Source organism: Micromonospora sp. NPDC050495, from assembly GCF_040655175.1.
In the GTDB taxonomy this organism is placed as follows: Bacteria; Actinomycetota; Actinomycetes; order Mycobacteriales; family Micromonosporaceae; genus Micromonospora.
Window position 1 is genome coordinate 40,301 of the sequence record NZ_JBFAJK010000004.1, and the last position, 23,612, is coordinate 63,912.

Here is a 23,612-nt window from a genome sequence, read left to right on the forward strand (position 1 = left end):
CATGGAAGGCTGGCACGTGATCCGCTTCTCCGACCGGCCGCGCCGGGCCTGGGCCGCGCTGGCCGGGCTGGTCGCCGTGGTGCTGCTCAGCGCCGGCTGCACCCTGCCGGTGATCGCCCCGCGCACCGAGGGCCAGGGCGCGGCGGCCGCGCCGGGCGCCGCGCCGACCTGGCGGGCCTGCCCGGAGGTCCCCGACGAGCTGGTCGGCCGGGGCGCGGCGGGCATGCGGTACGAGTGCACCCGGATCGCCGTACCCCGCAACTGGGGCGCCGGGGCGACCACCGGGGCGACGGCCGGTCCGGGCGCCGGGGAGACCTTCGAGATCGCCCTCATCCGGATCCGCTCCAACCGGCAGCACGACCGGATCGGGTCGTTGGTGGTGAACCCGGGCGGTCCCGGCGCCTCCGGTGTGGACACCGCCGTCTACCTGTCGTTCGGGTCGGGCTTCGGCGGGCTGCCGGCCGCGGTGACCGACCGGTTCGACATCGTCGGCTTCGACCCGCGCGGGGTGGCCCGGTCCAGTCCCGTGAAGTGCATCTCCGACGGCGACCTGGACACCAGCTTCGGCTACGACCCCGACCCGAAGAGCCAGGCGTCGTTCGACGGCTTCGTCGACCTCAACCGGCGGGTCGGGCAGCGCTGCGGGGCCAAGTACGGCGACCAGCTCCCGCTCTACGGCACCGAGCAGGCGGCGCGGGACATGGACGCGGTGCGCGCGGCCGTCGGCGACGACAAGTTGACCTACCTCGGCTACTCGTACGGCACCCTGCTCGGGGCCACCTACGCCCAGCTCTATCCGCAGCGGGTACGCGCGCTGGTGCTCGACGGGGCGGTGGACCCGCAGCAGCAGCTGATCGCCGGGTCGGAGAGCCAGGCGAAGGGCTTCGAGCGGGCGTTCGACAACTTCTCCCGCTGGTGCGCGGCGAACGCCGGCCGTTGCCCGATCGCGCCGGACGCCCGGGGTGCGGTCACCTCCGCCATCGACAAGGCCCGGGTCTCCCCGGCCCGGGGCCGGGACGGCCGGGAGGCGACCTCCGGTTGGGTGTTCTACGCGGTGATCTCCTCGCTCTACACCGAGACCGGTTGGCAGGAGCTGGCCCGGGCGATCGACGCGTTGCAGGGCGGCGACCCGACCGGGGTGTTCACCCTGGCCGACGCGTACGCGGGGCGCGAGGAGGACGGGCACTACTCCAACCTGTTCGACGCGAACATGGCGGTGAACTGCGCCGACGAGACGGAGAAGCCGACCCGCGACCAGATCCGGCAGCTCCAGTCGCGGTGGCGGACGACGTACCCGTTGTTCGGTCCGGCGCTGGCGGTGGGGATGCTGGGCTGTGTCGAGTGGCCCGGCGGGCGGGACCCGTACCCGACCGGCCGGGCGGTCGGCGCGCCGCCGATCGTGGTGGTGGGCACCACCGGCGACCCGGCCACGCCCTACGAGCAGACCGCCGCGCTGGCCTCGATGCTGGGCGTCGGGCGGGTGCTCACCTGGGAGGGCGAGGGGCACACCGCGTACCCGCAGACCGCCTGTGTGACCGAGGCGGTGGACGCGTACCTGATCTCACTCACCGTGCCCCGGGCGGGGCTGCGCTGCCCCGCCCGGTGACGGTGTGCCGGCCGCTCAGCCGGCCGGCGGCGTCCAGCCCAGCGGCAGGTGGCCGATGCGGACCCGCTGCGGGTGGTCGCCGACCGGCACGCTGGTGACCTTCTGCCCGGTGGCGAAGTTGATCGCGGTGACCTGGTCGGCGCCGGATTCGGAGATCACGCAGTCCTGGCCGTCCCCGCTGACCGTGGCCCAGTAGGGCTTGCTGGCCGGCACCAGGGTGCCCTGCCGCAGGGTGGCCCGGTCGACGACGGTGGCGTAGTCGTCCATGGTGCCGGCCACGCAGAGCCGGCTGCCGTCCGGGCTGACCGACAGCCCGTGGTGGCGGGAGTCGTTCACCCAGGTGGTGCGGTCCTCACTGGTGGCCGGGTTCTTCGGCAGGGTGGCGACGCGGGTGATCCGGTCGCTGGCGACGTCGTACTCGACGAGGCCGTTGAAGAAGGAGACCTGGAAGTAGAGCTTGCTGCCGTCCGGGGTGAAGACGGCCGGGCGGACGGCGTCGGAGAGGTCCTGCCGGCCGGCGGCGTCCAGCCGGGACCGCATGTCGATGACCTTCACCACCTGGAACGTGGTGGTGTCGGCGACGGTGATCCGCCGGTCCCCCTTGGTCCAGTCCAGCCAGGGCGCGTCCAGGTCGGTGTTCACCTCGCCGATGGACATGTTCCACAGGTACCGGCCGCCGTCGGTGAAGATGTTCTCGTGCGGCTTGTCCCCGGTGGAGAAGGAGCCGAGCTGCTGGCCGGTGCGGATGTCGAGCACGTGCACGGTGTTGCCGGTGGAGGCGGAGACGGCGACCCGGGTGCCGTCCGGGGAGACGGCCATGTGGTCGGACCGGTAGCCGGAGACCGGGAAGCGCCAGCGCAGGGCCCCGGTGGCCAGGTCGATGGAGACGACGTCGGCAAAACTGGGCCGGGACACCACCAGGGCGGACCCGTCCGGGGTGGTGTACATGTCGTCGACCAGTTGGTCGTGGCCCTCGCCAGGGCCCTGCCGGATGCCGAGGAAGAAGGCGAGCCGGATCGGGTTGAGGTAGATCTCGCGCAGCCGCTGGGCCCGGTCCGGGACGACGTTGATCCGGCCCAGCCGGGCGTAGTCGCCGCGGGCGCGGATGACGTCCGCGGTGCCGTCCCAGTTGTTGCCCACGAACATCACCTCCTGGAGGGCCGCCGCGGCCGGCAGCGCGGCCTGCGGCACGTGCGCGGCGCGGGGCGCCGCGGCCACCGGGGTCGCCGGGGCGGCGAGGGCGAGGGCCGCGAGGGCGGCGAGCGCGGCCCGGCGGGCGCGCGGGCGGGACGGGTGCGGCGGTGCGGGGGACATGGCACCTCCTGGGAGCCGGTTTCGGGATTGACGTTCCTCTTTGCCAGTGGGCGGTGTTACCTTGCGGTAACAAACAGGGAAACAGCCGGCCGCGAGCACCCGATAGGGGCTGGACGCCAACAGCCGGCCGGGCCGGTTGTGCCGCGACGACAACGGGAGGCGCGGGAGGCGATGGCCCGGACCGGAAGCCCGACCCCCTTCGCGACGCTGCTGCGCGACCTGACCGGCGACGCGCTGGCCGTCGAGGAGGTGGTCCGCGCCGCCCGCGAGCACTCCCCCGAGGTGGCCCGGCTCCCCCCGGCGGAGGTCCGCCGGCAGGTCGTCACCCTGCTCACCAGCGGGCTCGGCGCGCTGGAACGCCGGGACGATCCGGCCGAGCGGGACTTCGCCGAGGCGCGCCGGCTGGGCGCCGACCGGGCGGCGCAGGGGGTGTCGGTCGCGGGGCTGCTGCGCGGCGTGCAGGCCGGCCGGAACCGGGCGGTGGAGCTGGTGGTGCGGCACGGGCGGGCCGCCGGCATCCCGGACGACGTGCTGGTCGAGGGGCTGCTCACGATAAGCCGCTATGCCGGGGCGGTGGAACGGGCGGTGGTCGACGGTCACCGGTCCGCCGAGCGGCAACTGACCGCCGCCGGCGGGGCGGCCCGCGCCCGACTGCTCCGCCGGCTGCTGCTCGGCCCCGCCGCCGGCGAGCCGGCCCCGCGCGAGCCGGCCGCGGAGCTGACCCGGTTCGGGCTACGCCCGGACGGGCGCTACCACTGCCTGGTCGCGGAACGCCTCGACCCGGTGCGGGCGCACGCCCTGGCCCGCCGGTTCGCCCGGTGCGGCGGGGTGCTCGGCCCGGTCGAGGGCCGGTTCGCCGGCCTCGTCCCCCGACTGCCGGAGAGCGCCGCCGCCCCGCCGGACGCGCTGGTGGTGGCCGCGCCGGCCCGCCCGCTGGACCGGGCGCCGGCGATGTACGCGCTCTGCGTCGCCGCGCTGCGGAGCGCGGCCCGGCGCCGGCTGCGCGGCGTGCACCTGGTCACCGACCTGGCCGGGGAGACCGCGCTGGACGCCCAGCCGGCCCTGGCCGAGCTGCTGCGGGGTGTCCTGCTGGCCGGCCTCGACCCGGCCGAGGAGTTCCACCGGGAGTTGGCCTCGACCGCGCTCGCCTGGCTGGACCACGGGCAGCGGCTGGACCAGACGGCCGCCGCCCTGCACGTGCACCCGAACACCGTGCGGTACCGGCTGCGCCGGCTGCGGGACCTCACCGGCGGGCCGCCGGTCGAGGACGGACCGCGCTGGCCGGTGCGCGAGACCCTGCACTGGTGGTGGGCGCTGCGCACGTGGCTGGACCAGCCCTGAACGCCGGTACCGGCGCATCGGCGCCCGCCGCTGTGCCAGGCTTCCGGCATGATCGACGTGATCTTCCGGGAGGCGGTCCGCGCGGACCTGCCCGCCGTCATCGCCCTGCTCGCGGACGACGTGCTGGGCAAGGCCCGCGACTTCACCCAGGTGGACGAGGCGTACGAGAAGGCGTTCGCCGAGATCACCGCCGACCCGCGCAACCACCTCGTGGTGGTCGACCGCGACGGTGAGCTGGTCGGCTGCATGCAGATCACCGACATCCCGGGGCTGGGCCGGCACGGCGCCGAGCGGTCCCTGATCGAGTCGGTCCGGGTCCGCTCGGACCTGCGCGGCCAGGGGCTGGGCCGGGAGATGATGACCTGGGCGATCGACCGGGCCCGGGCGCGGGGCTGCGCGCTGGTGCAGCTCACCACCGACAAGTCCCGCGCCGACGCGCACCGCTTCTACCGCAACCTGGGCTTCGTGGCCAGCCACGAGGGCATGAAGCTGGCCCTCTGAGGCCTCCCCCGGCCCGGCCCCGGGTCAGTCGTCGGCCAGGCGGCCGTCGCGCATGGTGAGGGTACGGTCGGCCATCTCGAGCAGCGCCGGGTCGTGGGTGGCCACCAGCGCGGTCATCCCGCGGGCGTGCACCACCGCCCGGAGCAGGTCCATGATCGACCGCCCGGTCTCCGAGTCGAGCTGGCCGGTCGGCTCGTCGGCGATCAGCAGGTCCGGCTCGTTCGCCAGGGCCCGGGCCACCGCCACCCGCTGCTGCTGCCCGCCGGAGAGCTCGTACGGGCGCTGCGCGGCGTGCCCGCCCAGGCCGACCAGCTCCAGCAGCACGGCCACCCGCTGTTCCCGCTCGGCGGCCGGCACCTTCGCCAGCCGCAGCGGCACCCCGACGTTCTCCGCCGCCGACAGGATCGGTACCAGGCCGAAGGTCTGGAAGACGAAGCCGACGGTGCCCCGGCGCAGCGCGAGCAGCTCCCGCTCGCCGGCCGCGGTCACCTCGTGCCCGGCCACCCGGATCGTGCCGTGGTCCGGCCGGTCCAGCCCGCCGACCAGGTTCAGCAGGGTGGTCTTGCCGGCGCCGGACCGGCCCCGGACCGCGACCAGCTCGCCCCGCCCGGCGACGAAGGAGACGTCCCGGACCGCGTGCACCGCGTGCTCGCCCCGACCGAAGGTACGGCTCACCCCCTCGACCCGGAGCACCTCCTCGGTGGTGGGCACCGGCACGGCCGGGGCCGCGAAAAGCTGCTCGCTCATCACTCACTCTCCTCGCTGTGCGCCCGGTCGCCGGGACGCACCTCGACATGGTCCGGTTCCAGGTTGAGCCGGACCCGGTCGCGCAGGGACAGGGCGTCCACGAAGGACGCCGGGAGCTGCATCCGGCCCGTCCGGTCGAGCACCGCGTACTCCTCGCTGACCAGCTCGGTGCTGCCGTCGGCGGCCAGCCGGGCGGTCCGGCGTACCTCCGAGGAGGTCCGGCCGTCGCGGATGGCGACGGTCCGGCGGACCTGGCTCGCCACGGCGTGGTCGTGGGTGACCACCACGATGGTGACGCCCAGCTCGGCGTTGATGGTGCGCAGCGCGGCGAACACCTCGGCGCCGGTCGCCTCATCCAGCTCGCCGGTCGGCTCGTCGGCGAAGAGCACCTCCGGGTCGTTCGCCACCGCCACGGCCACCGCGCAGCGCTGCTGCTCGCCGCCGCTCATCTGGCCCGGGCGGCGATCCGCGCAGTAGCCGACGCCGACCAGGTCGAGCAGTTGCCGGGCCCGCTCCCGCCGGGCCCGGCGGCCGCCGCCGCGACCCGCCAGCTGCATCGGCAACTCGACGTTCTCCATCGCGGTCAGGTAGGGCAGCAGGTTCCGGCCGGTCTGCTGCCAGACGAAGCCGACCACGTCCCGCCGGTAGCTCAACCGCCGCCGGGCGGAGAGGTTGAGCAGGTCGTAGTCCGCCACCCGGGCGATGCCCGCGGTCGGGGTGTCGAGCCCGGAGAGGATGTTGAGCAGGGTGGACTTGCCGGACCCGGAGGCGCCCACGATGGCCACCAGCTCACCCCGGTCGATGACCAGGTCCAGCCCCTGCAGGGCGAGCACCTCCACGCCCTCGGTCTTGAAGATACGGACCAGGCTGTCGCAGACGATGTGCCCGCGCAGCCGGTCCTGGCCGCCGGCCCGCTCGGCGGCGCGCTCGGCGGCGCGGCGCTGCAGGGCGGCCAGGTCCGGCACGGCGGGGCTCTGTGCGGTGGCGGTCATCAGCTCTCCTCTCCGAGCCGGAGCACCTCACCGAGGCGCATCCGGCGGTTGTTCAAAGCCTCGACGGCGACCGCGAAGCCGAGGGCGACCGCCCCCAACACGACGATCCCGGCGATGAGGCGGGGGTCGAACGCCACCCGGACGGGGGCGCCGCCGGTGAAGGCGGACAGGCCGAGCACCGGGGTGAGCAGCACCGGCAGGAGCGCGCCGACCAGCGCGCCGGTGACCACCGACACGCCGACCAGCGGCCCCAGCTCCACCAGGAGCAGCGCGCGCCACTGCCGGCGGGACAGGCCGAGGGTGCGCAGCCGGGACAGCACCTGGCCGCGGGCCCGCGCGCCGGCCAGCACCACGAACGCGATCGCCAGCACACCCAGCAGCGTTCCGCCGGCGGCGCCGGCGGCGAAGCCGAACACCAGCACGGCGTTCGCGCTGCCCTCGCCGACCTGGTGGCGGACCTCCGCCCAGGTGCGGACCTCCGCCTCGCGCGGCGGTTCGGCGCCGGTGACCGCCCCGCCCTGCTGGAAGCGGCGCTGGCCCTCGTTGCCCACGGCGCGCAGCTTTGCGACGTCGAGGTCGTCGCCGGCGACCAGGAAGCCGGTCGGCACGACGACGTGGTCGGTCCGGGGCACCGACTGCCAGGGCAGGATGACGAACCGGTGGCTGTCCGTCCGGAGCATCGGGAACGTGTCCGCCCGCTCCGCCACCCTGAACTCGTAGCGCTGGCCCTGCACGCCGACGAAGGCGCTGCCGTCCAGACCGGCGTCGGCCAGGTCGGCGGCGACCGCCGGGGAGACCACCGCGGGCAGCGGGCCGGACTGCGCGCCGGGGGCGGCGAGCAGCGCGGCGGGCACGTCCACGGGTACGCCGGACTCCCGGACCACCCGGGCCATGGCCGGCCCGTCGACCAGCAGCACGGTGACATCGCCGAGTCGGGCGTCCCCGCCCCTGGCGTCCTTGGCCAGGCGCTGACCCGCCTCCTGCGCCAGCGGGCCGGTCGCCCGCACCCCGGGCAGCCGTTCCAGGTCGGCGCCGGTCTCCGGGGCCAGCCGCGCGGCCTGGATGAGCGCGTCGGCGGGCACCTGCCGGCTGGCCGCAGCGTCCCGGCTGGTCTGCAGCCCGCTGGCGACGACCGCGCAGAAGGCCGCGGTGGCGATGGCCAGCACCACGACCACCAGCGGGGTGGTGACCACGGCCCGGCCGGCGCGGGCGGTGCCCAGGAAGGCGACGCTGCCCCGGGTCCGGGCCGCGAGCCGGCTGAGCAGCCGCAGCGGCCACGGGTAGAGCCGGACGGCCAGCACCGCTGCGCCGACGGCGAGCAGCACGGGGACCGAGACCAGGAGCGGGTCGATCTCACCGGGGACGAGGCCGCGACGGCGCAGCAGGACGACCGCGAGCACGGCGAGCAGCACCAGGGCCGCCTCCGCGGTGATCCGGCGCGCCGAGGGGCGCAGCTTGATCAGGTCGCGCCGCCCGCCGCCACCGGTCGGCGCGGCGAGCGCGGCCACCGGCAACACCAGCGTCACCAGGACGGCCGCGACCACGGCGAGCGCCGCGGTGTTCCCCGGCGCTCCGGGCGCCAGGTTTCCGAGGAGCCAACCGATCGCGGCGGCGGGCAGCATCACCAGCAGGCACTCGGCGAGGCTGCGGCGGGCCACGGTGACGCCCGTGCCGCCCCGGGCACGCAACAGGGTGAGTTCGGCCCGGCGCCGGCGGACGGTCAGGCCGGCGGCCAGCAGGACCAGCCCGGTCAGGGTCGCCAGCACGCCGGCCGCGATCACCGCGAGGACCGTACGGGCGGCGGCCACCTCCGCCAGGAACTGCCGCAACGGGATGTCGAGGCCCTGGACGAGGGTGACGCCCTGCGCCCGCTGACCCATCCGCTGCAAGCTGTCGATGAGCCCGGGCACGTCCCGCGCGTCGAAGCCGTCGGCGACCAACCGGTAGCGCCAGCCGAACCGCAGACCCCAACCGTCGCGGGAGAGGCGGTCCAGCGACGCCCGGTCGGCGACCCCGTACGCGATGAACGGCTGCGCGTCCCCCGGAGGCTCGACCACGTGCAGGATCGACGGCAGGCCCTGCCAGATGCCGTCCGCGCGGTCCCGGGGTTCGAAGACGCCGACCACGGTGATCGGTACCGGCTCGGCCTTCTTCGCCGTTTCGTCGGTGTCATCCGGTGACGTCCTGGTGAGGGTCAGCTTGCTGCCGGCCTGCAGGTTCAGCTTGCGGGCGACCTCGGCGGAGAGCGCCACCTGGATCGGCTGATCGACCCGCACCCCCGGCTCGGGCCAGTGCCCGTCGATCAGGGTGCCGGCGTCGGCGGTCCCGGGCAGGTGCCGTAGCCCGAGGTCGACCAGCAGGTTCTTCGCCGCCAGGTCCGGGCCCCGGACCCGGTCGGCGCCGGTCTCCGCGGTGAACCACCGCTGGCCGACCAGCCGCCGCACCTCCGGCGGCATCTCGTTCTGCTTGCGGGCCAGGTCGGCCTCGAACGCGTCCATCAGCGAGGTGCCGTTGCCGGCGTTGAAGATCGGTTCCGGGGTCGTGTAGGTCACGTCCCGCCGCTCGTCCGGCTGGCTGGCCATGAGCGTCCGCAGGCCCTCGTCGGTCCGCGAGTTGACCAGCCGGGGTCCCGCGCTGATCAGCAGCATGACGACCATCGTCAGCGCCGCGAGCAGCAGGAACTGTCCGCCGTACGCCCGGATCCGTCGGGCGATCGCGCCGATGCTCATCTCGCCGCCTCCACGCTCGTGGTTGTCGCTCCGCTCCACCCGGTCACCGGTCTCCCCCGATTCGCAGCTGCGCCGCCGCCACCCGCTGCCGGATGCCGAGGGCGATGAACGCACTGAAGGCCAGCGCCGCCAGCAGCAGGCCGATCGCGGTCACCCCGACCGGCGTCCACGGCAGCACGAAGGCCGCTTCGGGCACCGGCCGGCTGGCCGACGGGGTGAGGATGACCAGCGGGGCCATCGTCACGCCCACCGCCGAGCCCAGCAGCAACCCGACCCCGACCCCCAGCCCGGCCAGGAAGGTCTGCTCGGCCAGCAGCGCCCGGGCCAGCAGCCGGGGGGCGGCGCCGAGCGTGTGCAGCACGGCGAACTCGCCGAGCCGGTGCCGGGCGGTCGCCCAGACGTCGACGATCAACCCGACGAGAGCCAGCAGCACCGAACCGATCGCGGCGGCGAGGAGACCGGTCCGGGCGCCCTGCCAGTACGGGTCCTCGTCGGCGCTCTCGGCCACCTGCTGCCGGTCCAGCACGGTGACCCCGGGCAGGTCGGCGGCCGCGCGGGCCACCGTGCCCGGAGCGGCGTCGGCGGTGCCCAGCCACCACTCCTGCACCGCCCGGACGGCGCCGCGGTCCCGGATCAGCCAGTCCACCGCGGCCGGCAGGTCCAGCAGCACCCCGTCGCCGGCGGTGGAGGGCACCGCGGCCACCTCGCCGACCACGGTGACCGGCAACGACACCCCGGAGAGCGACAGGGTGACGGTGTCGCCGGTGTGCAGGCTCAGCGCCTCGCGGACCCGGGGGGTCATCAGCGCCGGCACCGGCTTGTTGTCGCCGGCCGGCACCACCACGAAGCGGGAGGAGTCCTGGTACGCGAACCGCCCGCCCGGCAGGAAGGTGACCTGGCTCTCGGCCGAGAGCCCGGTGGCCGTCGCCGAGACGGTCAGTCGGCCGGTGGGTTCGCCGTTGGTCGCCACCCAGGCGTCGCCGAGCTGCGCCGGCGTGGCCGTCCCGTCGGCGCCGATCAGCCGCAGGCCGGTCAGCTGCAACCCGTACGCCGTGCCGGCCACGTCGCCGCCGTCGAGCTCGAATCCGGCCAGCCGCAGGGGCCTCTCGGACGCGGGCAGGTTCACGGTGAAGCGGGTTCGCCGGCCGTCGCCGTCCGTGCTCGCGACCGGCAGCCGGAAGGCCAGCCCGTCCGCCCGGGTCACCAGCATCGACACGGCGATCGGGCGGGACGACAGGTTGTCGCGTACCGGGGTGCGGACCGTGCCGGTGATCGCCTTGGTGCCGGCCGGCAGCTCGACCCCGGCCGGCGCGTTGCGCGCCCGGACCTGCCGGTCGAACAGCGTCCGCACCGGCTCGTCGGCCAGCCGGTCGTCGAGCCGCACCAGCTGCGCCGCGGTCGCCGCGTCGAGGCTCACCACCGTGGCGGGCAGGTCGACGCGGCCGACCCGGATCTCGTCCCGCCAGGCCGGCGACACGCGGTCCACCCCGTTCAGCGCCTCGAGCTGCCCGGCCCGTCCGATCGGGGCGATCCCGTTGCGCTCGGTGATCCGCAGGTCGGCGCCGACGGTGTGGTCGGCCTGGTCGACCAGGGACCGCTCGCCGGTGGCGATCAGCGACCAGGCGAGGGTGCTGCCGCCGACGGCGAGCGCGAGCAGCAGCACCGGTCCGGCGTGCGGCCGGCGGCCCGCCTGCCACATGCCGAGGATGGTGGCGGTCCACAACTTCCGGTCGACGAAGCGCTCGGCGAACCGGGTCGCGGGCGGGAGCAGCCGGAGCGCCACCACCGCACCGGCCAGCACGCCCAGGGTCGGCGCGGCGACCAGCAGCGGGTCGACCCCGAGCCGCCCGGCCGCGCCGGTCACCGGCGAGGAGTACTGGCGCAGCTGCGTCCAGGCCAGTACCGCGAACGCGACCAGCACCAGGTCGAGGCTGGCCCGCTGGACGGTGGCGCTGCGGTTCGGTCGGGACCGGGCCGCCAGGTCGGCCACGTAGGTGCCCGCCCCGCGCAGAGTCGGGGCGACCATCGCGAGCAGACAGCCGGCGGCGGCGGCCGCCGCGGCCACCCAGAGCAGGGTGGGGCTGCCGGCGGTGAGCGCCAGCGCGCTCGAACGGCCGCTCATCCGGCTCAGTGTCTCGGCGGCGAGCAGCGGCCCCAGCACGGCGGCCGGCAGGACGACCAGGGTCGCCTCGCGGGCGGCGAGGCCCGCCAGTTGCCGTCGCGCGGCCCCGCGGGCCCGCAGCAGGGCGGTCTGGCTCCGCCGGTCCTCGTGCAGGAGCGCGGCGACCAGCACCAGCGCGTACCCGCCGAGGACCACGATCAGCAGCACCGGCGTGGTCAACGAGGAGCGACCCACGAGGTCGGCCCGGGCGATCCGGTTGAGCAACCCCTCCATCGCCGTGACGACCTGTGCGGAGGAGCCGAGGCCGGCCTTCTCGGGCACCTCGGTGACGGCGTGGGCCAGCGCCTGCCGGACGTCGAGCAGCCGGCCGTCCCGGGCCGCCGCGGCGAGGTCCGGCTCGACCACCCACCAGCCGGAGACCGAGCCCGGGAAGGTGGCGGCGAAGTCCGCCGGGTCCAGCACGAACGGCCCGTAGGAGGTGTCGGAGGCGGCCGTGCTGTCCGCGCCCACCCCCGGCGCCAACCGCCAGTACGGCTCGGCGGGGTCCCGCGGTCGCCAGGTCCCCACGAGCACCATCGTGCTGGCCCGTTCGGTGCTGCGGTCGAGCATCGGCACGCGCTCACCGACGGTCATCCCCAGCGCGCCGGCGACCTTCTCCGGGAGCGTCACCTGCAGCGGCTTCGCCCCCGGTGCGGGCCAGGCGCCGTCGACCAGGTCGGCGTGCGCGGGCAGGTCGTCCAGGGTCCCCAGGTTGGCGAAGACGGGGTCGTCGTCGGTGCGGACCCGCGGGCCGAGGTCGCCGGTCAGTTCCCGGCCACCGCCGTACCGGGCACCGGTGACGGTGACCGGGGTGCCACCGAGACCGGTGGCGAATCCGGCGCGCAGCGCCTGGTCCCGGGCGGCCAGTTCGGCGGCGTTCTTGCCGCCGGCGCCGCTCATCAGGATGCTCCGCTCCTCCAGCGCGGCCTTGCTCAGCAACGCCCGCTGGCCGGCCTCCACCGCCCGACGGTTGTAGTCGGTGAGCCCCGTGACCAACGCGACCGCGACCAGCGCCGCGGCCACCGCGGCCAGCAGCAGTCCGCGCGCCTCGTTGGCCCGCCTCAACACCAATCTCATCCGGCCCTCCCCTGGCCCCGTCGGGCCGATGCCCTCCAAGAGCGGTCGGGGGCCGGGAAAGGTTCGCGCGCGTTACGTGATCGTTATCGGCCGCGTGATCGGGCGGGACGGTCAGTCGCGGGGCCGGTCCCGGTCCTTGGAGGGCTGCACCCGCTTCGGTTCGCCGGGCATCTTCGGATACTCCGGGGGGTACGGCAGGTCGCCCTGCCCGGCGGCGGCGTCCCGTTCGGCCCACTCCAGCAGCGGGCTGATGTCCCACGGCGCGTCGTCGATGCCGGCGTGCGGGTCGCCCCGCTCGGCGAACCGGGCCGGCACGCTGCCCAGGTGGAAGTCGTCCGGGTCCACGTCGGGCAGCTCGTCCCAGTCGACCGGGGTGGAGACGGTGGCCCGGGCGTTGGCCCGCAGCGAGTACGCGCAGGCGATGGTGCGGTCCCGGGCCATCTGGTTGAAGTCGACGAAGACCCGGCTGCCCCGCTCCTCCTTCCACCAGGCGGTGGTGACCAGCTCGGGGCGGCGGCGTTCCAGCTCCCGGGCCAGCGCGATGGTGGCCCGGCGTACCTCGACGAAGGTCCAGCGCGGGTGGATCCGCAGGTAGACGTGGACGCCCCGGCCGCCGGAGGTCTTCGGCCAGCCGGTCGCGCCCAGCTCGTCGAGCAGGGCCCGCAGCTCACCGGCGGCGGTGGCCGCGTCGGTGAAGTCGGTGCCGGGCTGCGGATCCAGGTCGATGCGCAGCTCGTCCGGGCGGTCGACGTCGGCGGCGCGCACCGGCCACGGGTGGAAGACCACGGTGCCCATCTGCGCCGCCCAGGCCACGTGCGCCAGGTCGGCCGGGCAGAGCTCGGCGGCCTTCCGGCCGCTGGGGAAGCTGATCTCCGCGGTCGCCACCCACGGCGGTACGCCCCGGGCGGGCACCCGCTTCTGGAAGAACATCTCCCCCTCGATGCCCTCGGGGAAGCGTTGCAGCGTGGTGGGCCGGTCACGGAGGGCGCGCATGATCCCCTCGCCGACCGACAGGTAGTAGTGGAAGACGTCCGCCTTGGTGAACCCGCGCTCCGGGAAGATCACCCGGTCCGCGCTGCTCAGCCGCACGGTGTGCCCGGCGACTTCGATCTCCTCGACTGCCTTGCTGGCGACCATTGCGCGACCATATGCGATGGCACCGACGCGCGACGTACGGTTGAGCGGTGAGTCTTTCCGACAATGAACTGCCCCGTACCGAGGACGACTGGCGGGTCCGGCTGAGCCCTGAGGAGTTCCGGGTGCTCCGCGAGGCCGGCACCGAGGCCCCATGGACCGGCGAGTACGTCGACACCAAGACCCCCGGGGTGTACCACTGCCGGGCGTGCGGAGCGGAGCTTTTCCGCAGCGAGGACAAGTTCGACTCGCACTGCGGCTGGCCGAGCTTCGACGACGCCATCCCGGGGACCGTCAAGGAGATCCCCGACAACACCCTGGGCATGCGGCGCACGGAGATCCGCTGCGCCCGCTGCGACAGTCACCTGGGGCACGTCTTCGAGGGTGAGGGCTTCACCCCGAAGGACACCCGGCACTGCGTGAACTCGATCTCCGTCCGGCTGGAGCCGAAGGGCGTCTGAGCCGCCCCTCAGCCACTCGCCGTGGTCGGGCCCGGCCGGGCGGCCGGGCCCGTCGCGGCTCACAGCCGCAGCGTGCCGCCCTGCTCGTCGACGTGGTCGGCGGACTCGTCGTCCAGCCAGACCCCACCGGTGGCCAGGTAGCGGAACCGGTACTCCCCCGGGCCGAGCCGGACGGTCACCGTCCGGGTGCCGTCCCGGCGGCCGACCAGCTCGTGCCGGCCGGGCTCCCAGCCGTTGAAGCAGCCGACCACGCTGACGGTGCCGGGCGGGGTGTCCCGGGGCAGGCAGAAGGTGACCCGGGTCTGGGTGCCGAAGAGCTTGTTGCGCTTGATCACGGGGGTCCTCCGGGGGCGTTTCACGGCGGTCACCTGGCCTAACGCGCGACACGCCGGGGGTGACGCGCCGTCGAGCCGGACCAGGTTCGCCGGTTTCGGTTGCCGGCCGGTGTCCGGTGCCGGACGCTGTGGTGACGGGTCCGTTTTCGGGGGGTTTCAGATGGCAACGTGCGAGGTCTGCGGCAACGACTACTGGATGGCGTTCGAGGTGCGTACGGTGAACGGCGCCACGCACACCTTCGACTCCTTCGAGTGCGCCATCCACCGGATGGCACCCATCTGCGAGCACTGCCAGATCAAGATCGTCGGCCACGGTGTCGAGGTCTCCGGCCGGTTCTTCTGCTCGGCCCACTGCGCCCGCGCGGTCGAGGGCGAGCAGGGCGCCGAGATCCGCGACGCGGTCGGCGCCCGCCCCGCCTGACCTCGTCCTCGCCCCCGTCGTCAGGCCGGCACCCCGGCCCGGCCGGCACGGCCCGCTGTCGCGCGGCCCACCGGGCCGGTTCCGGGCCGCACCGGCGAGGCCGCCGGCGAGCGGGCCGGCACGGCCCTGGCGGCGGGACGAGCCGGTCGTAAGCGGGTGGTAAGAGTCGGGGCGCAGGTCTGGCTAGTGCGGTGTCCACTAGCGTTCACCGGGTGTCCGGTGGTTGTTGTGGATCCTCGCCTTTTGGGCGAGCGACTCCCCACGCGGTGGTGGGGCGGGCCTCCGCGGGCCAACTGATCCTCGCGCCGCCTGCTGTGGGCGGCGGGGGTCACGTCGGGACTGGCCGGCACCGGGGAAGTGTCGTCCGGCTCGACGGTGCGTGACCACCCAGGGCACCACGGCCGGTGGTGTGGGGGTGGTGGTTCCGCCGCCCGGTGTGCGGGTGGCGATGGTGGCGGCCGCGACGAGGTCGCGGTGCCCGGTAAACGTGCAGTGTGGGCAGGACAGGGTCCGGCCGCGGGGTTTCGGCACCCGCCGCCGGCAGGCCGGGCAGGTCGAGGAGGTGCCGCGTTCGTCGACGAGGTGGACGGTGATGCCGGCGAGGACAGCTTTGTCGGTGAGGACCTGCAGGAGCCGGCCGATCTGCCACTGCCGCAGCCGCAGGTTGTGCCGCCGTCCCGCGTCCAGGTCGAGCACGCCGCGCGGGTCACCGACGTGCAGCACACCGACCCGCTGGCGTACCGCCCAGGACACGACCTGGCGGGCGGCCTCGTGTTGGGCCTGACGCACCCGACGCCGATGCCGGCTCTCCACCTGCCGCGCCCGGCGCCGGTACTGACGCCACCGCCGTGACCCTCGCTGCCCCGGTTTCGGGGCCCGCCGGGCGGCCGCACGGCGGCGGGCCTTCGTGTCGGCCAGGTGCATGCGGTGTTCGGCGCGGATCGCCCGCCCCGACACCAACAGCCCCGCACCGTCGGGGCCGGCCACCGCGTACGGGTGGATGATCCCCAGGTCCACCCCCGCCACCCTGGCCGGGTCCGGTCCCTCACCGGCCGGGTACGTCGCGACCGGCACTTCAGCAGTGACGTCCAGGAACAGCCGGCCCCTCTCACACAACAGCGTGACCGCCCGGACCTGCTCAACCGGATACGGCAACTCGCGCGCCAACCGCACCCACAACGGCGCAGCACCCTTGGCGCAGGGGACCCGAACCCGACGCCCGTCGAGGGCGAACGTGCCGTGATACCAACGCACCGGCATCAACCCCCGCCGCCGGCGCGGAAAACGCGCCGACACGTCACCGCCCTTGCGGCGTTTCGCCGCCGCGAACCACGCGTCGGAGAACCGCCGCAACACCGACCGGGCACCCGTCGAATCCAACTCGCCAAAGGTGCCCGGCCCCGACACGGACAGCTCCCGACACAACTCCTGATAGCTGGTCAACGGCGCATCCCGGCGGCGACGTCGCCACCCATTGACCTCCAACACACACGCCCACACATCACCAGCCGACCGCAGCAGCCCGAAACACCGCCGCCGCTGCCCGGACGTCACCCGCAACGCCACACGCACGGTGCGATGCACCACCCGAGACGCGGCAGGATCCCGACGACGAGGCACAACCCCACCCAACACCACCAGTACGACAAACTCCCCGGCAACCAACCCGGCGAACGTTTGTGGTCACGGCACTAGCTTGTCTTTTAACCTTCGGTGTTCTGGCCAGGCATTGTGCGATGTCGTGAGTGGACACGAAGACGGCCTTCGGTGATCATGTCGTCTCGCCAAAGAAGAACATGACTTACAACCGAAGGCCGTGATGAGCAGTGTGCCCGACCCCGCTGACCGCGTCGAGTCGCTGCGGCGACTCGCCGGGTTCCGGGAGGAGTTTTACGCCTGTCTGACTCGTCGGGCGGACGCCCTGTTCGAGCTGACCGACGCGGTGTTGTGCGTGGATGGCCCGGTGGACAGCTTGGTGGGGTTGAGCCTGGCCGCCGAACATCGCCGGGGTCACGGTGCGCTCTACGATGCGGTCAACCACGGGCGTCTGGAGCCGGCCCGGCTGCGCCGGGCGGTGGCCGCGTTGCCGGTCCCGCTGGCCGCCGACGGGCGGATCGTGCTGGCGGTGGACGTGTCGGCGTGGCTGCGCCGGGAAGCTCACACCAGCCCGGACCGGCTCTACTGTCACGTTACCGGGCAGACCCGCGCCCAGGACCAGCGGATCCCTGGCTGGCCGTATTCGATCGTGGCTGCCCTGGAGACCGGCGCCACCTCCTGGACCGCGCTGCTCGACGCGGTCCGGCTCGGGCCGGCCGACGACGAAACCGCTGTGACCTGCGCGCAGGTGCGCCAGGTCGTTGACCGGCTGATCACCGCGGGACACCGGCGTGAGGGTGACCCGCCGATCCTGATCGTGACCGACTCAGGCTACGACACCGCCCGCCTCGCCCACGACCTGCGTGACCTGCCGGTCGAGATCCTCGGGCGGCTGCGCTCCAGCCGGGTGATGCGCCTACCGGCACCGACCCGCACCCCAACCACGGTCGGCCGGCCTCGCCACCACGGCCCGGAACTACGGCTGTCTGACGAGACCACCTGGCCCCAGCCAACCCACCACACCCACACCGCCACCTCCCGCTACGGCACCGCACAAGCCCTCGCCTTCAACCGGGTACATCCCCGGCTGACCCGCCGCGCCGCCTGGATCAATCACACCGGGCCGCTGCCGATCCTGGAAGGCACCCTGCTGCGGCTGACCGTCGACCGCGTCCCCTCCGGTCACAACCCCAAACCGATCTGGCTGTGGTGCTCCACGCCCGACCTGACCGCCGCCCAGGTTGATCTGCTCTGGCAGGCATACCTGCGCCGCTTTGACCTCGAGCACACCTTCCGGCTGCTCAAACAGACCCTCGGCTGGACCCGACCCCGCCTCCGCGACCCGAACGCGGCCGACACCTGGACCTGGCTGATCCTCACCGCGCACACCCAACTACGGCTGGCCCGCGGCCTCACCCACGATCTGCGCCGCCCCTGGGAACGACCCACCGGCCCCACCCGACCCGAACGCCTGAGCCCCGCCCGGGTCCGCCGCGGGTTTCGGAACCTCCAGCCGAAGACCAGTCATCCCGCGAAGGCACCAAAACCCACCCGGCCCGGCCCCGGACGTCCACCCGGCAGCCCCAACCGATACCGCGCACCCCGCCACGACGTCGGCAAAACCATCCACCGCGCCCGCACCCAAGCCGACCAGCAAAAACTCAAAGGTTAAAAATCAAGACTAGCATCCGAGCATGCCCGCAGTCAGATCGGCACTGCTGCCGCTCACCCTGGCCGTCACCCTCGCCCTCGCCGGCTGCGCGGGCGGCGGCGGGACCGACGACGCCGCCACGTCGAGCGGGCCGGCCGCCACCGCGCCGACCGGCCCCGCCGGCACCATCGGCACGAACGGCGCCACGGGCGCGACCGGTCCCACCGCGACCGGCCCGGCCGGGAGCACCGGCAACGCCACGCCGGTTCCCGGCACGCTCGACTTCACCGCCCGCACCGTCGACGGCGGGTCGTTCGCCGGGCGCAGCCTGGCCGGCCGGCCGGCCGTGCTCTGGTTCTGGGCGGCCTGGTGCAGCCGGTGCCGGGGGGTCGCCGACGACGTCGCCGCCGTGCGCCGGGACCACGCCGACCGGGTCAACCTGGTCGGCGTGGCCGGGCTGGGCAGCGGCGCGGACGCCATGCGGCGCTTCGTCCGGGACACCGGCATCACCGCGTTCCCCAACCTGGCCGACGACGAGGGCACGCTGTGGCGGCGGTTCGGCGTCACCAGCCAGGAGTGGTACGTGCTGCTCGACTCCACCGGCAAGGTGGTGCACTCCGGGGCACTGTCCCAGGCGGAGCTGCGCCGCCGGGTCGCCGAGCTGGTCTGACATGTCGGACACCCCGTACGGGCTGGCACTCGCCGCCGGCCTGCTCGCCGCGGTGAACCCCTGCGGGTTCGCGCTGCTGCCCGCGTACCTGTCGGTGCTGGTGCTGGGCGAGGACCGGGCGGCCGGCCGCGGGCCGCTCGCGCCGGTGCGCCGGGCGCTGGCCCTGACCGGCGCGATGACCCTCGGCTTCGTCGCGGTCTTCGGCGGGTTCGGGCTGCTCGCCGGGCCGGCGGCGGACGCGGTGGCGCGCCGGTTGCCGTGGGTGTCGGTGCTGATCGGCGTGGCACTGGTGGTGGCCGGCGGCTGGCTGCTCGCCGGACGGCAGCTGCCGACGATCACGCCGCGTCCGGCGACCGGCCCGGCGGTCGAGGCGCGGTTCGGCTCGATGGTGCTCTTCGGCGTGGCGTACGCGGTGGCCTCGCTCGGCTGCACGATCGGGCCGTTCCTGGCCGTGGTGGTGGCCGGCTTCCGCGCCGGCAGCCCGGCCGGCGGCGCCGGCCTGTTCGTCGCGTACGCGCTCGGCATGGGGCTGGCGGTGGGCGCCGCGGCCCTCGTGGTGGCGCTGGCCCGGGAGTCCCTGATCCGGCGCACCAGACGGGCGGCGCCGATGCTCGGCCGGCTGGCCGGCCTGCTGCTGATGTTCACCGGCGGCTACGTGGCCTGGTACGGCTGGTACGAGGTCCGGCTCTTCGCCGGCCGGGACGCCGACGACCCGGTGGTCGCCGCGGCCGGCCGGGTGCAGGGCGCGCTGAGCGACCGGTTGGCGCAGTGGGGTCCGTGGCCGGTCGCGGCCACGGTCGCCGTGCTGGTCGCGGTCCCCGCCGTGGTCACGCTGCTCCGCCGGCGCCGCGCCACCGCACCGACCGCCACCGTCCCCGCGCACACCGCCGTCGCCCGGGCCGACCGGGGTGCCGGGACGGACTCGACCTAACATCGCGGGATGCCCGTCGCGTCACACCTGGCCAGCTTCGCCGAGCTGGACGCCCGCACCTTCCACGACCTGCTCCGGCTGCGCATCGACGTCTTCGTCGTCGAGCAGGCGTGCCCGTACCCCGAGCTGGACGGCCGGGACGTCGAGCCCGGCACCCGGCACCTGTGGCTGACCCGGGACGGGGCGGTGGTGGCGTACCTGCGGATCCTGGCCGACCCGGCCGGGGTGGCCCGGATCGGCCGGGTGGTGGTCGCGCCGGCCGCCCGCGGCGGCGGCCTGGCCGGCCGGCTGATGACCGAGGCCCTCGCACTGGTCGGCGACCGGCCGTGCGTGCTGGAGGCGCAGTCCCACCTGGTCGGCTTCTACGCCGGCCACGGCTTCACGGCCAGCGGCCCGGGCTACGTCGAGGATGGCATCCCGCACACCCCGATGCGCCGCGACGGGTGACCGCCGGCCGCCGCAGAGATTGACGGATACCGCTTTCCTGTGGCACGGTGCCAGGGCGGAACCGCTACGGGAGCCAGCACACACGGCACGGGAGGGGCAACTCCCGCACCGTCCGGGCGTCGTTTGACCGACATCTCCACCCGGAGGCTCCGATGTCCACTCCGTACCGCCGCCGCGCCCTCGTCGCGGCGGCCCTCCTCAGTGTCGGCGCGGTCGTCGCGGCGCTGCTGAACCTCACCCTGGCCGGCCCGGCCTCCGCGCACGGGTCGGTGGTCGACCCGGCGTCGCGCAACTACAGCTGCTGGCAACGCTGGGGCAGCGACTTCCAGAACCCGGCGATGGCCACCCAGGACCCGATGTGCTGGCAGGCCTGGCAGGCCGACCCGAACGCCATGTGGAACTGGAACGGCCTGTTCCGCGAGGGCGTCGCCGGCAACCACCAGGCGGCCATCCCCGACGGGCAGCTGTGCAGCGCCGGGCACACCCAGTCCGGCCGCTACAACGCGCTCGACACGGTCGGCGCCTGGAAGACCACGTCGATCTCCAACAACTTCCGGATCAAGCTGTTCGACCAGGCCAGCCACGGCGCCGACTACATCCGGGTCTACGTGACCAAGCAGGGCTTCAACGCGTTGACCTCGCCGCTGCGCTGGAGCGATCTGGAACTGGTCGGCCAGATCGGCAACACCCCGGCCAGCCAGTGGACGCAGGAGACGTCGGGCGTGTCGATCCAGGTGCCGGCGAACGCGCCGGGCCGCACCGGGCGGCACATGGTCTACACCATCTGGCAGGCCAGCCACCTGGACCAGTCGTACTACCTGTGCAGCGACGTCGACTTCGGCGGCGGCTCCACCACCCCGCCGACCACGACGCCGCCGACCACCACCCCGCCCACCACGACCCCGCCGACCACCACCCCGCCCACCACGCCGCCGCCGACCACGCCGAACCCGGCCGGGGCCTGCACGGCGACCTACAAGATCACCGGGCAGTGGGGCGGCGGCTTCCAGGCCGACGTGCAGGTGACCAACGGCGGCTCGCCGATCCGCGGCTGGTCGGTGAGCTGGACCTACGCCAACGGCCAGCAGGTCACCTCGGCGTGGAACGCCACGGTCAGCGCCAGCGGGACACAGGTGACCGCCCGCAACGTCGCCTACAACGGCAGCCTCGGCGCAGGCGCCAGCACCACGTTCGGCTTCACCGGCTCGTGGAGCGGCAGCAACCCGGTGCCCGGCAACCTCTCCTGCACGACGAGCGCCTGACCGCCGGCCGGCCGGGGTCGCCACCCCTCCAGGGGCGCGACCCCGGCCGGGTCCGGCTGTCGCCGGCCGGCAGCGCGTGCCCGCGCCCGCTCAGACCAGGCAGGTGACGATGTCGGCGACGGACCGGCGACGGCCGGTGTAGAAGGGGATCTCCTCCCGGACGTGCCGGCGGGCCCGGGCGGCCCGCAGCTCGCGCATCAGGTCGACGATCCGGTGCAGCTCGTCGGCCTCGAAGGCGAGCATCCACTCGTAGTCGCCGAGGGCGAACGAGGCCACCGTGTTGGCCCGCACGTCCGGGTAGCCGCGCGCCATCCGGCCGTGCTCGGCGAGCATCTCCCGCCGCTCCGCGTCCGGCAGCAGGTACCACTCGTAGGAGCGGACGAACGGGTAGACGCAGAGGTACGCCCGGGCCTCCTCGCCGGCCAGGAACGCCGGGATGTGGCTCTTGTTGAACTCGGCCGGCCGGTGCAGCGCCATCTGCGACCAGACCGGGGTGAGCGCCCGGCCCAGGGTCGTCCGGCGGAACCGCAGGTACGCGTCCTGCAGGGCGTCGCTGGAGGAGGAGTGCCACCAGATCATCAGGTCCGCGTCGGCGCGCAGCCCGGCCACGTCGTACGTGCCCCGGATGGTGACGTCCTTGCCGGCCAGCTCCTCGAAGAGGGACTCGACCTCGTCGACGACGTTCTCCCGCAGGGACGGCAGCGGGCTGGTGGCCCGGTACACCGACCACATGGTGTAGCGGATGCTGTCGTTGAGCTCCCGCAACCGGGCCGCGTTGGTCTGCTCGGTCATGCTGCCGATCCTCCCAGTGCTGTGATGATCTCTTCGGCCGCGGTCTCGCCGGAGCGGACGCAGACCGGGATGCCGACCCCGTCGTAGCCGGCGCCGGCCAGCGCCAGCGTCGGGTGGGCGGCGCGCAGCTCCGCCCGGGCCGTCGCGACCCGGCCGAGGTGGCCGGGCGGGTACTGCGGCAGCGCCCCGCCCCAGCGCTGCACGTGCCGGTCGACCGGGGCGGGCAGCGGGGTGCCGAGCGCCTTCGACAACTCCCGGTGCACGGTGCCGACCAGGTCGTCGTCGGTGAGCTGGAGCGCGGCCTCGTCGCCGTACCGGCCGACCGAGGCGCGGACCAGGGCCAGCCCGTCCGGGCGGCGCAGGTGCCCCCACTTGGTGGTGAAGAAGGTGGCTGCCTTGATCAGCAGGCCCTCGGTGGCCGGCACCAACAGGCCGGAGAGCCCCGGCAGCTCCGGCTCCGGCAGGGCCATGGTGACCAGCGCGACGCTGGCGTAGTCGAGCCCGCCGACGGCGGCGGCCGCCGCGGGCACGGCGTCGGCGAGCAGCCGGGCCGCCGGGCGGGCGGGCACCGCGAGCACCACCGCGTCGGCCTCGACGGTCGACGGCTCCGCCCCGGCGCGCGGCGGCGCGGCACCGTCGGGCAACCGGGTGGGTCCGACGGTGAGCCGCCACCCGGTCGGGGTGCGGTGCAGCTCGCGGACGGCGGCGTTCCGGCGGATCGTCGCCCCGCTCTGCGTCGCCGCCGCGTCGATCAGGGTGCTCAACCCGCCGACCAGGGTGCCGAAGACCGGGGCGCCGGGCGCGCGCGGCGCGGCGGCCTGCGCGGCGCGGACCGCCCCGACCAGGGTGTGCTCCGCCCGGGCCGTCCGGGCCAGGGCCGGCATCGTGGCGACCAGGGACAGGTCGTCGGCCCGGCCGGCGTAGACCCCGCCGAGCATCGGGTCGACCAGCCGATCCACCACCTGGTCGCCGAGGCGGGCGCGGACCAGCGCGCCGACCGCGATGTCGTCGTCCGGGCCGAGCAGCGGCCGCCCCTCGTCCCGGTCGGCCGCCGCGGCCGGCCGCGCCACCGCGGCCACCTTCGCCAGATCCCCGGGTACGCCCACCAGGGTGCCGCCGGGGACCGGGCGCAGCCCGCCGGAGATCACCAGGGCGGCCTGCCCGACGGTGGGGTGCACGATCCGCTCGGCCAGGCCCAGCCGGCGGACCAGGTCCACCGCCCCGGACGCCGCGCCGGCCGGGTCCCGCAGCAGGAACGACTCGGCGCCGAACTCGACCGGGCCGCCGGCCAGCTCGCCGGTGCGCAGCTTGCCGCCGAGGCGGCCGGACTGCTCGTACACGGTGATCTCGGTGCCGGCGGGGGCCCGGTCGCGCAACCGGACGGCGGCGGCCAGCCCGGTGATGCCCCCACCGATGATCGCCACCCGCCACGGTCGCGCCATGA

20 protein-coding genes are annotated in these 23,612 nt (G+C 74.7%); 10 read left to right on the forward strand and 10 right to left on the reverse strand.

Annotation, left to right across the window (positions count from 1 at the left end; translation table 11 throughout):
* The first annotated feature begins 1 nt into the window (after window position 1).
* Window positions 2-1,606: an alpha/beta hydrolase gene (locus AB0I11_RS06960; RefSeq protein ID WP_357314602.1), complete on the forward strand. Its 1,605-nt coding sequence runs from the start codon at window positions 2-4 to the stop codon at window positions 1,604-1,606.
* A gap of 15 nt (window positions 1,607-1,621) precedes the next feature.
* Here the strand turns inward: AB0I11_RS06960 and AB0I11_RS06965 are convergent, their stop codons facing one another.
* Window positions 1,622-2,920 (reverse strand): YncE family protein, encoded by a 1,299-nt coding sequence (locus AB0I11_RS06965; RefSeq protein WP_357314604.1) that lies wholly within the window; start codon window positions 2,918-2,920, stop codon window positions 1,622-1,624.
* Between the two features lie 171 nt (window positions 2,921-3,091).
* Here AB0I11_RS06965 and AB0I11_RS06970 point away from each other — a divergent pair, with 171 nt between their 5' ends.
* Entirely contained in the window at window positions 3,092-4,261 is a 1,170-nt protein-coding gene (locus AB0I11_RS06970) for a helix-turn-helix domain-containing protein (protein WP_357314606.1), read from the forward strand.
* Window positions 4,262-4,309: 48 nt separating this feature from the next.
* Window positions 4,310-4,762, forward strand: coding sequence for a GNAT family N-acetyltransferase (locus tag AB0I11_RS06975; RefSeq protein ID WP_357314608.1), 453 nt, complete (start codon window positions 4,310-4,312; stop codon window positions 4,760-4,762).
* Between the two features lie 24 nt (window positions 4,763-4,786).
* Here AB0I11_RS06975 and AB0I11_RS06980 read toward each other — a convergent pair whose 3' ends face one another.
* From AB0I11_RS06980 to ligD, 5 genes are all read right to left on the reverse strand, one after another.
* The gene (locus AB0I11_RS06980; RefSeq protein ID WP_357314611.1) at window positions 4,787-5,509 is read right to left on the reverse strand and encodes an ABC transporter ATP-binding protein; all 723 of its coding nucleotides are present in this window, start codon (window positions 5,507-5,509) and stop codon (window positions 4,787-4,789) included.
* Window positions 5,509-6,501 carry an ABC transporter ATP-binding protein gene (locus AB0I11_RS06985; protein ID WP_357314614.1) on the reverse strand — a complete coding sequence of 331 codons (993 nt, stop codon included), beginning with the start codon at window positions 6,499-6,501 and terminating at the stop codon, window positions 5,509-5,511. Before AB0I11_RS06985 ends, AB0I11_RS06980 begins: the two co-directional genes overlap by 1 nt.
* Complete coding sequence (locus AB0I11_RS06990) at window positions 6,501-9,230, reverse strand: ABC transporter permease (RefSeq protein WP_357314616.1); 2,730 nt, start codon at window positions 9,228-9,230, stop codon at window positions 6,501-6,503. The genes AB0I11_RS06985 and AB0I11_RS06990 overlap by 1 nt, the downstream gene beginning before the upstream one ends.
* A gap of 43 nt (window positions 9,231-9,273) precedes the next feature.
* Window positions 9,274-12,468 (reverse strand): FtsX-like permease family protein, encoded by a 3,195-nt coding sequence (locus tag AB0I11_RS06995; protein WP_357314618.1) that lies wholly within the window; start codon window positions 12,466-12,468, stop codon window positions 9,274-9,276.
* A 111-nt stretch (window positions 12,469-12,579) separates the two neighbouring features.
* The gene (gene ligD / locus AB0I11_RS07000) at window positions 12,580-13,605 is read right to left on the reverse strand and encodes a non-homologous end-joining DNA ligase (protein WP_357314620.1); all 1,026 of its coding nucleotides are present in this window, start codon (window positions 13,603-13,605) and stop codon (window positions 12,580-12,582) included.
* Window positions 13,606-13,652: 47 nt separating this feature from the next.
* On the opposite strand from ligD, the gene msrB reads away from it, so the two are divergent.
* A complete protein-coding gene (msrB, locus tag AB0I11_RS07005) occupies window positions 13,653-14,063 on the forward strand; it encodes a peptide-methionine (R)-S-oxide reductase MsrB (protein WP_357314623.1) in 411 nt (136 codons plus the stop codon).
* 59 nt (window positions 14,064-14,122) lie between these two features.
* On the opposite strand, the gene AB0I11_RS07010 is transcribed toward msrB, so the two are convergent.
* Entirely contained in the window at window positions 14,123-14,398 is a 276-nt protein-coding gene (locus AB0I11_RS07010; protein ID WP_357314625.1) for an isoamylase early set domain-containing protein, read from the reverse strand.
* Between the two features lie 160 nt (window positions 14,399-14,558).
* Between AB0I11_RS07010 and AB0I11_RS07015 the strand changes: the two genes are divergently transcribed.
* On the forward strand, window positions 14,559-14,819 hold the full coding sequence (locus AB0I11_RS07015) for a hypothetical protein (RefSeq protein WP_046565734.1): 261 nt from the start codon (window positions 14,559-14,561) through the stop codon (window positions 14,817-14,819).
* Between the two features lie 198 nt (window positions 14,820-15,017).
* Here the strand turns inward: AB0I11_RS07015 and AB0I11_RS07020 are convergent, their stop codons facing one another.
* Window positions 15,018-16,457, reverse strand: a complete 1,440-nt coding sequence (locus AB0I11_RS07020; protein WP_357315076.1) for a transposase — start codon at window positions 16,455-16,457, stop codon at window positions 15,018-15,020.
* Between the two features lie 181 nt (window positions 16,458-16,638).
* Here AB0I11_RS07020 and AB0I11_RS07025 point away from each other — a divergent pair, with 181 nt between their 5' ends.
* The 5 genes from AB0I11_RS07025 (at window position 16,639) to AB0I11_RS07045 (ending at window position 21,376) form a co-directional block, all read left to right on the forward strand.
* Window positions 16,639-18,087: an NF041680 family putative transposase gene (locus AB0I11_RS07025; protein ID WP_357314628.1), complete on the forward strand. Its 1,449-nt coding sequence runs from the start codon at window positions 16,639-16,641 to the stop codon at window positions 18,085-18,087.
* A gap of 22 nt (window positions 18,088-18,109) precedes the next feature.
* Window positions 18,110-18,736, forward strand: coding sequence for a redoxin domain-containing protein (locus AB0I11_RS07030; protein WP_357314630.1), 627 nt, complete (start codon window positions 18,110-18,112; stop codon window positions 18,734-18,736).
* Between the two features lies 1 nt (window position 18,737).
* Entirely contained in the window at window positions 18,738-19,667 is a 930-nt protein-coding gene (locus AB0I11_RS07035) for a cytochrome c biogenesis protein CcdA (protein WP_357314632.1), read from the forward strand.
* A 9-nt stretch (window positions 19,668-19,676) separates the two neighbouring features.
* Window positions 19,677-20,114 (forward strand): GNAT family N-acetyltransferase, encoded by a 438-nt coding sequence (locus AB0I11_RS07040; protein WP_357314635.1) that lies wholly within the window; start codon window positions 19,677-19,679, stop codon window positions 20,112-20,114.
* A gap of 152 nt (window positions 20,115-20,266) precedes the next feature.
* Window positions 20,267-21,376 carry a lytic polysaccharide monooxygenase gene (locus AB0I11_RS07045; protein WP_357314637.1) on the forward strand — a complete coding sequence of 370 codons (1,110 nt, stop codon included), beginning with the start codon at window positions 20,267-20,269 and terminating at the stop codon, window positions 21,374-21,376.
* Window positions 21,377-21,466: 90 nt separating this feature from the next.
* Here AB0I11_RS07045 and hemQ read toward each other — a convergent pair whose 3' ends face one another.
* Both hemQ and hemG read right to left on the reverse strand, forming a co-directional pair.
* Window positions 21,467-22,168, reverse strand: a complete 702-nt coding sequence (gene hemQ / locus AB0I11_RS07050) for a hydrogen peroxide-dependent heme synthase (RefSeq protein WP_357314639.1) — start codon at window positions 22,166-22,168, stop codon at window positions 21,467-21,469.
* On the reverse strand, window positions 22,165-23,610 hold the full coding sequence (hemG, locus tag AB0I11_RS07055) for a protoporphyrinogen oxidase (RefSeq protein ID WP_357314641.1): 1,446 nt from the start codon (window positions 23,608-23,610) through the stop codon (window positions 22,165-22,167). Before hemG ends, hemQ begins: the two co-directional genes overlap by 4 nt.
* Between the last annotated feature and the right edge of the window lie 2 nt (window positions 23,611-23,612).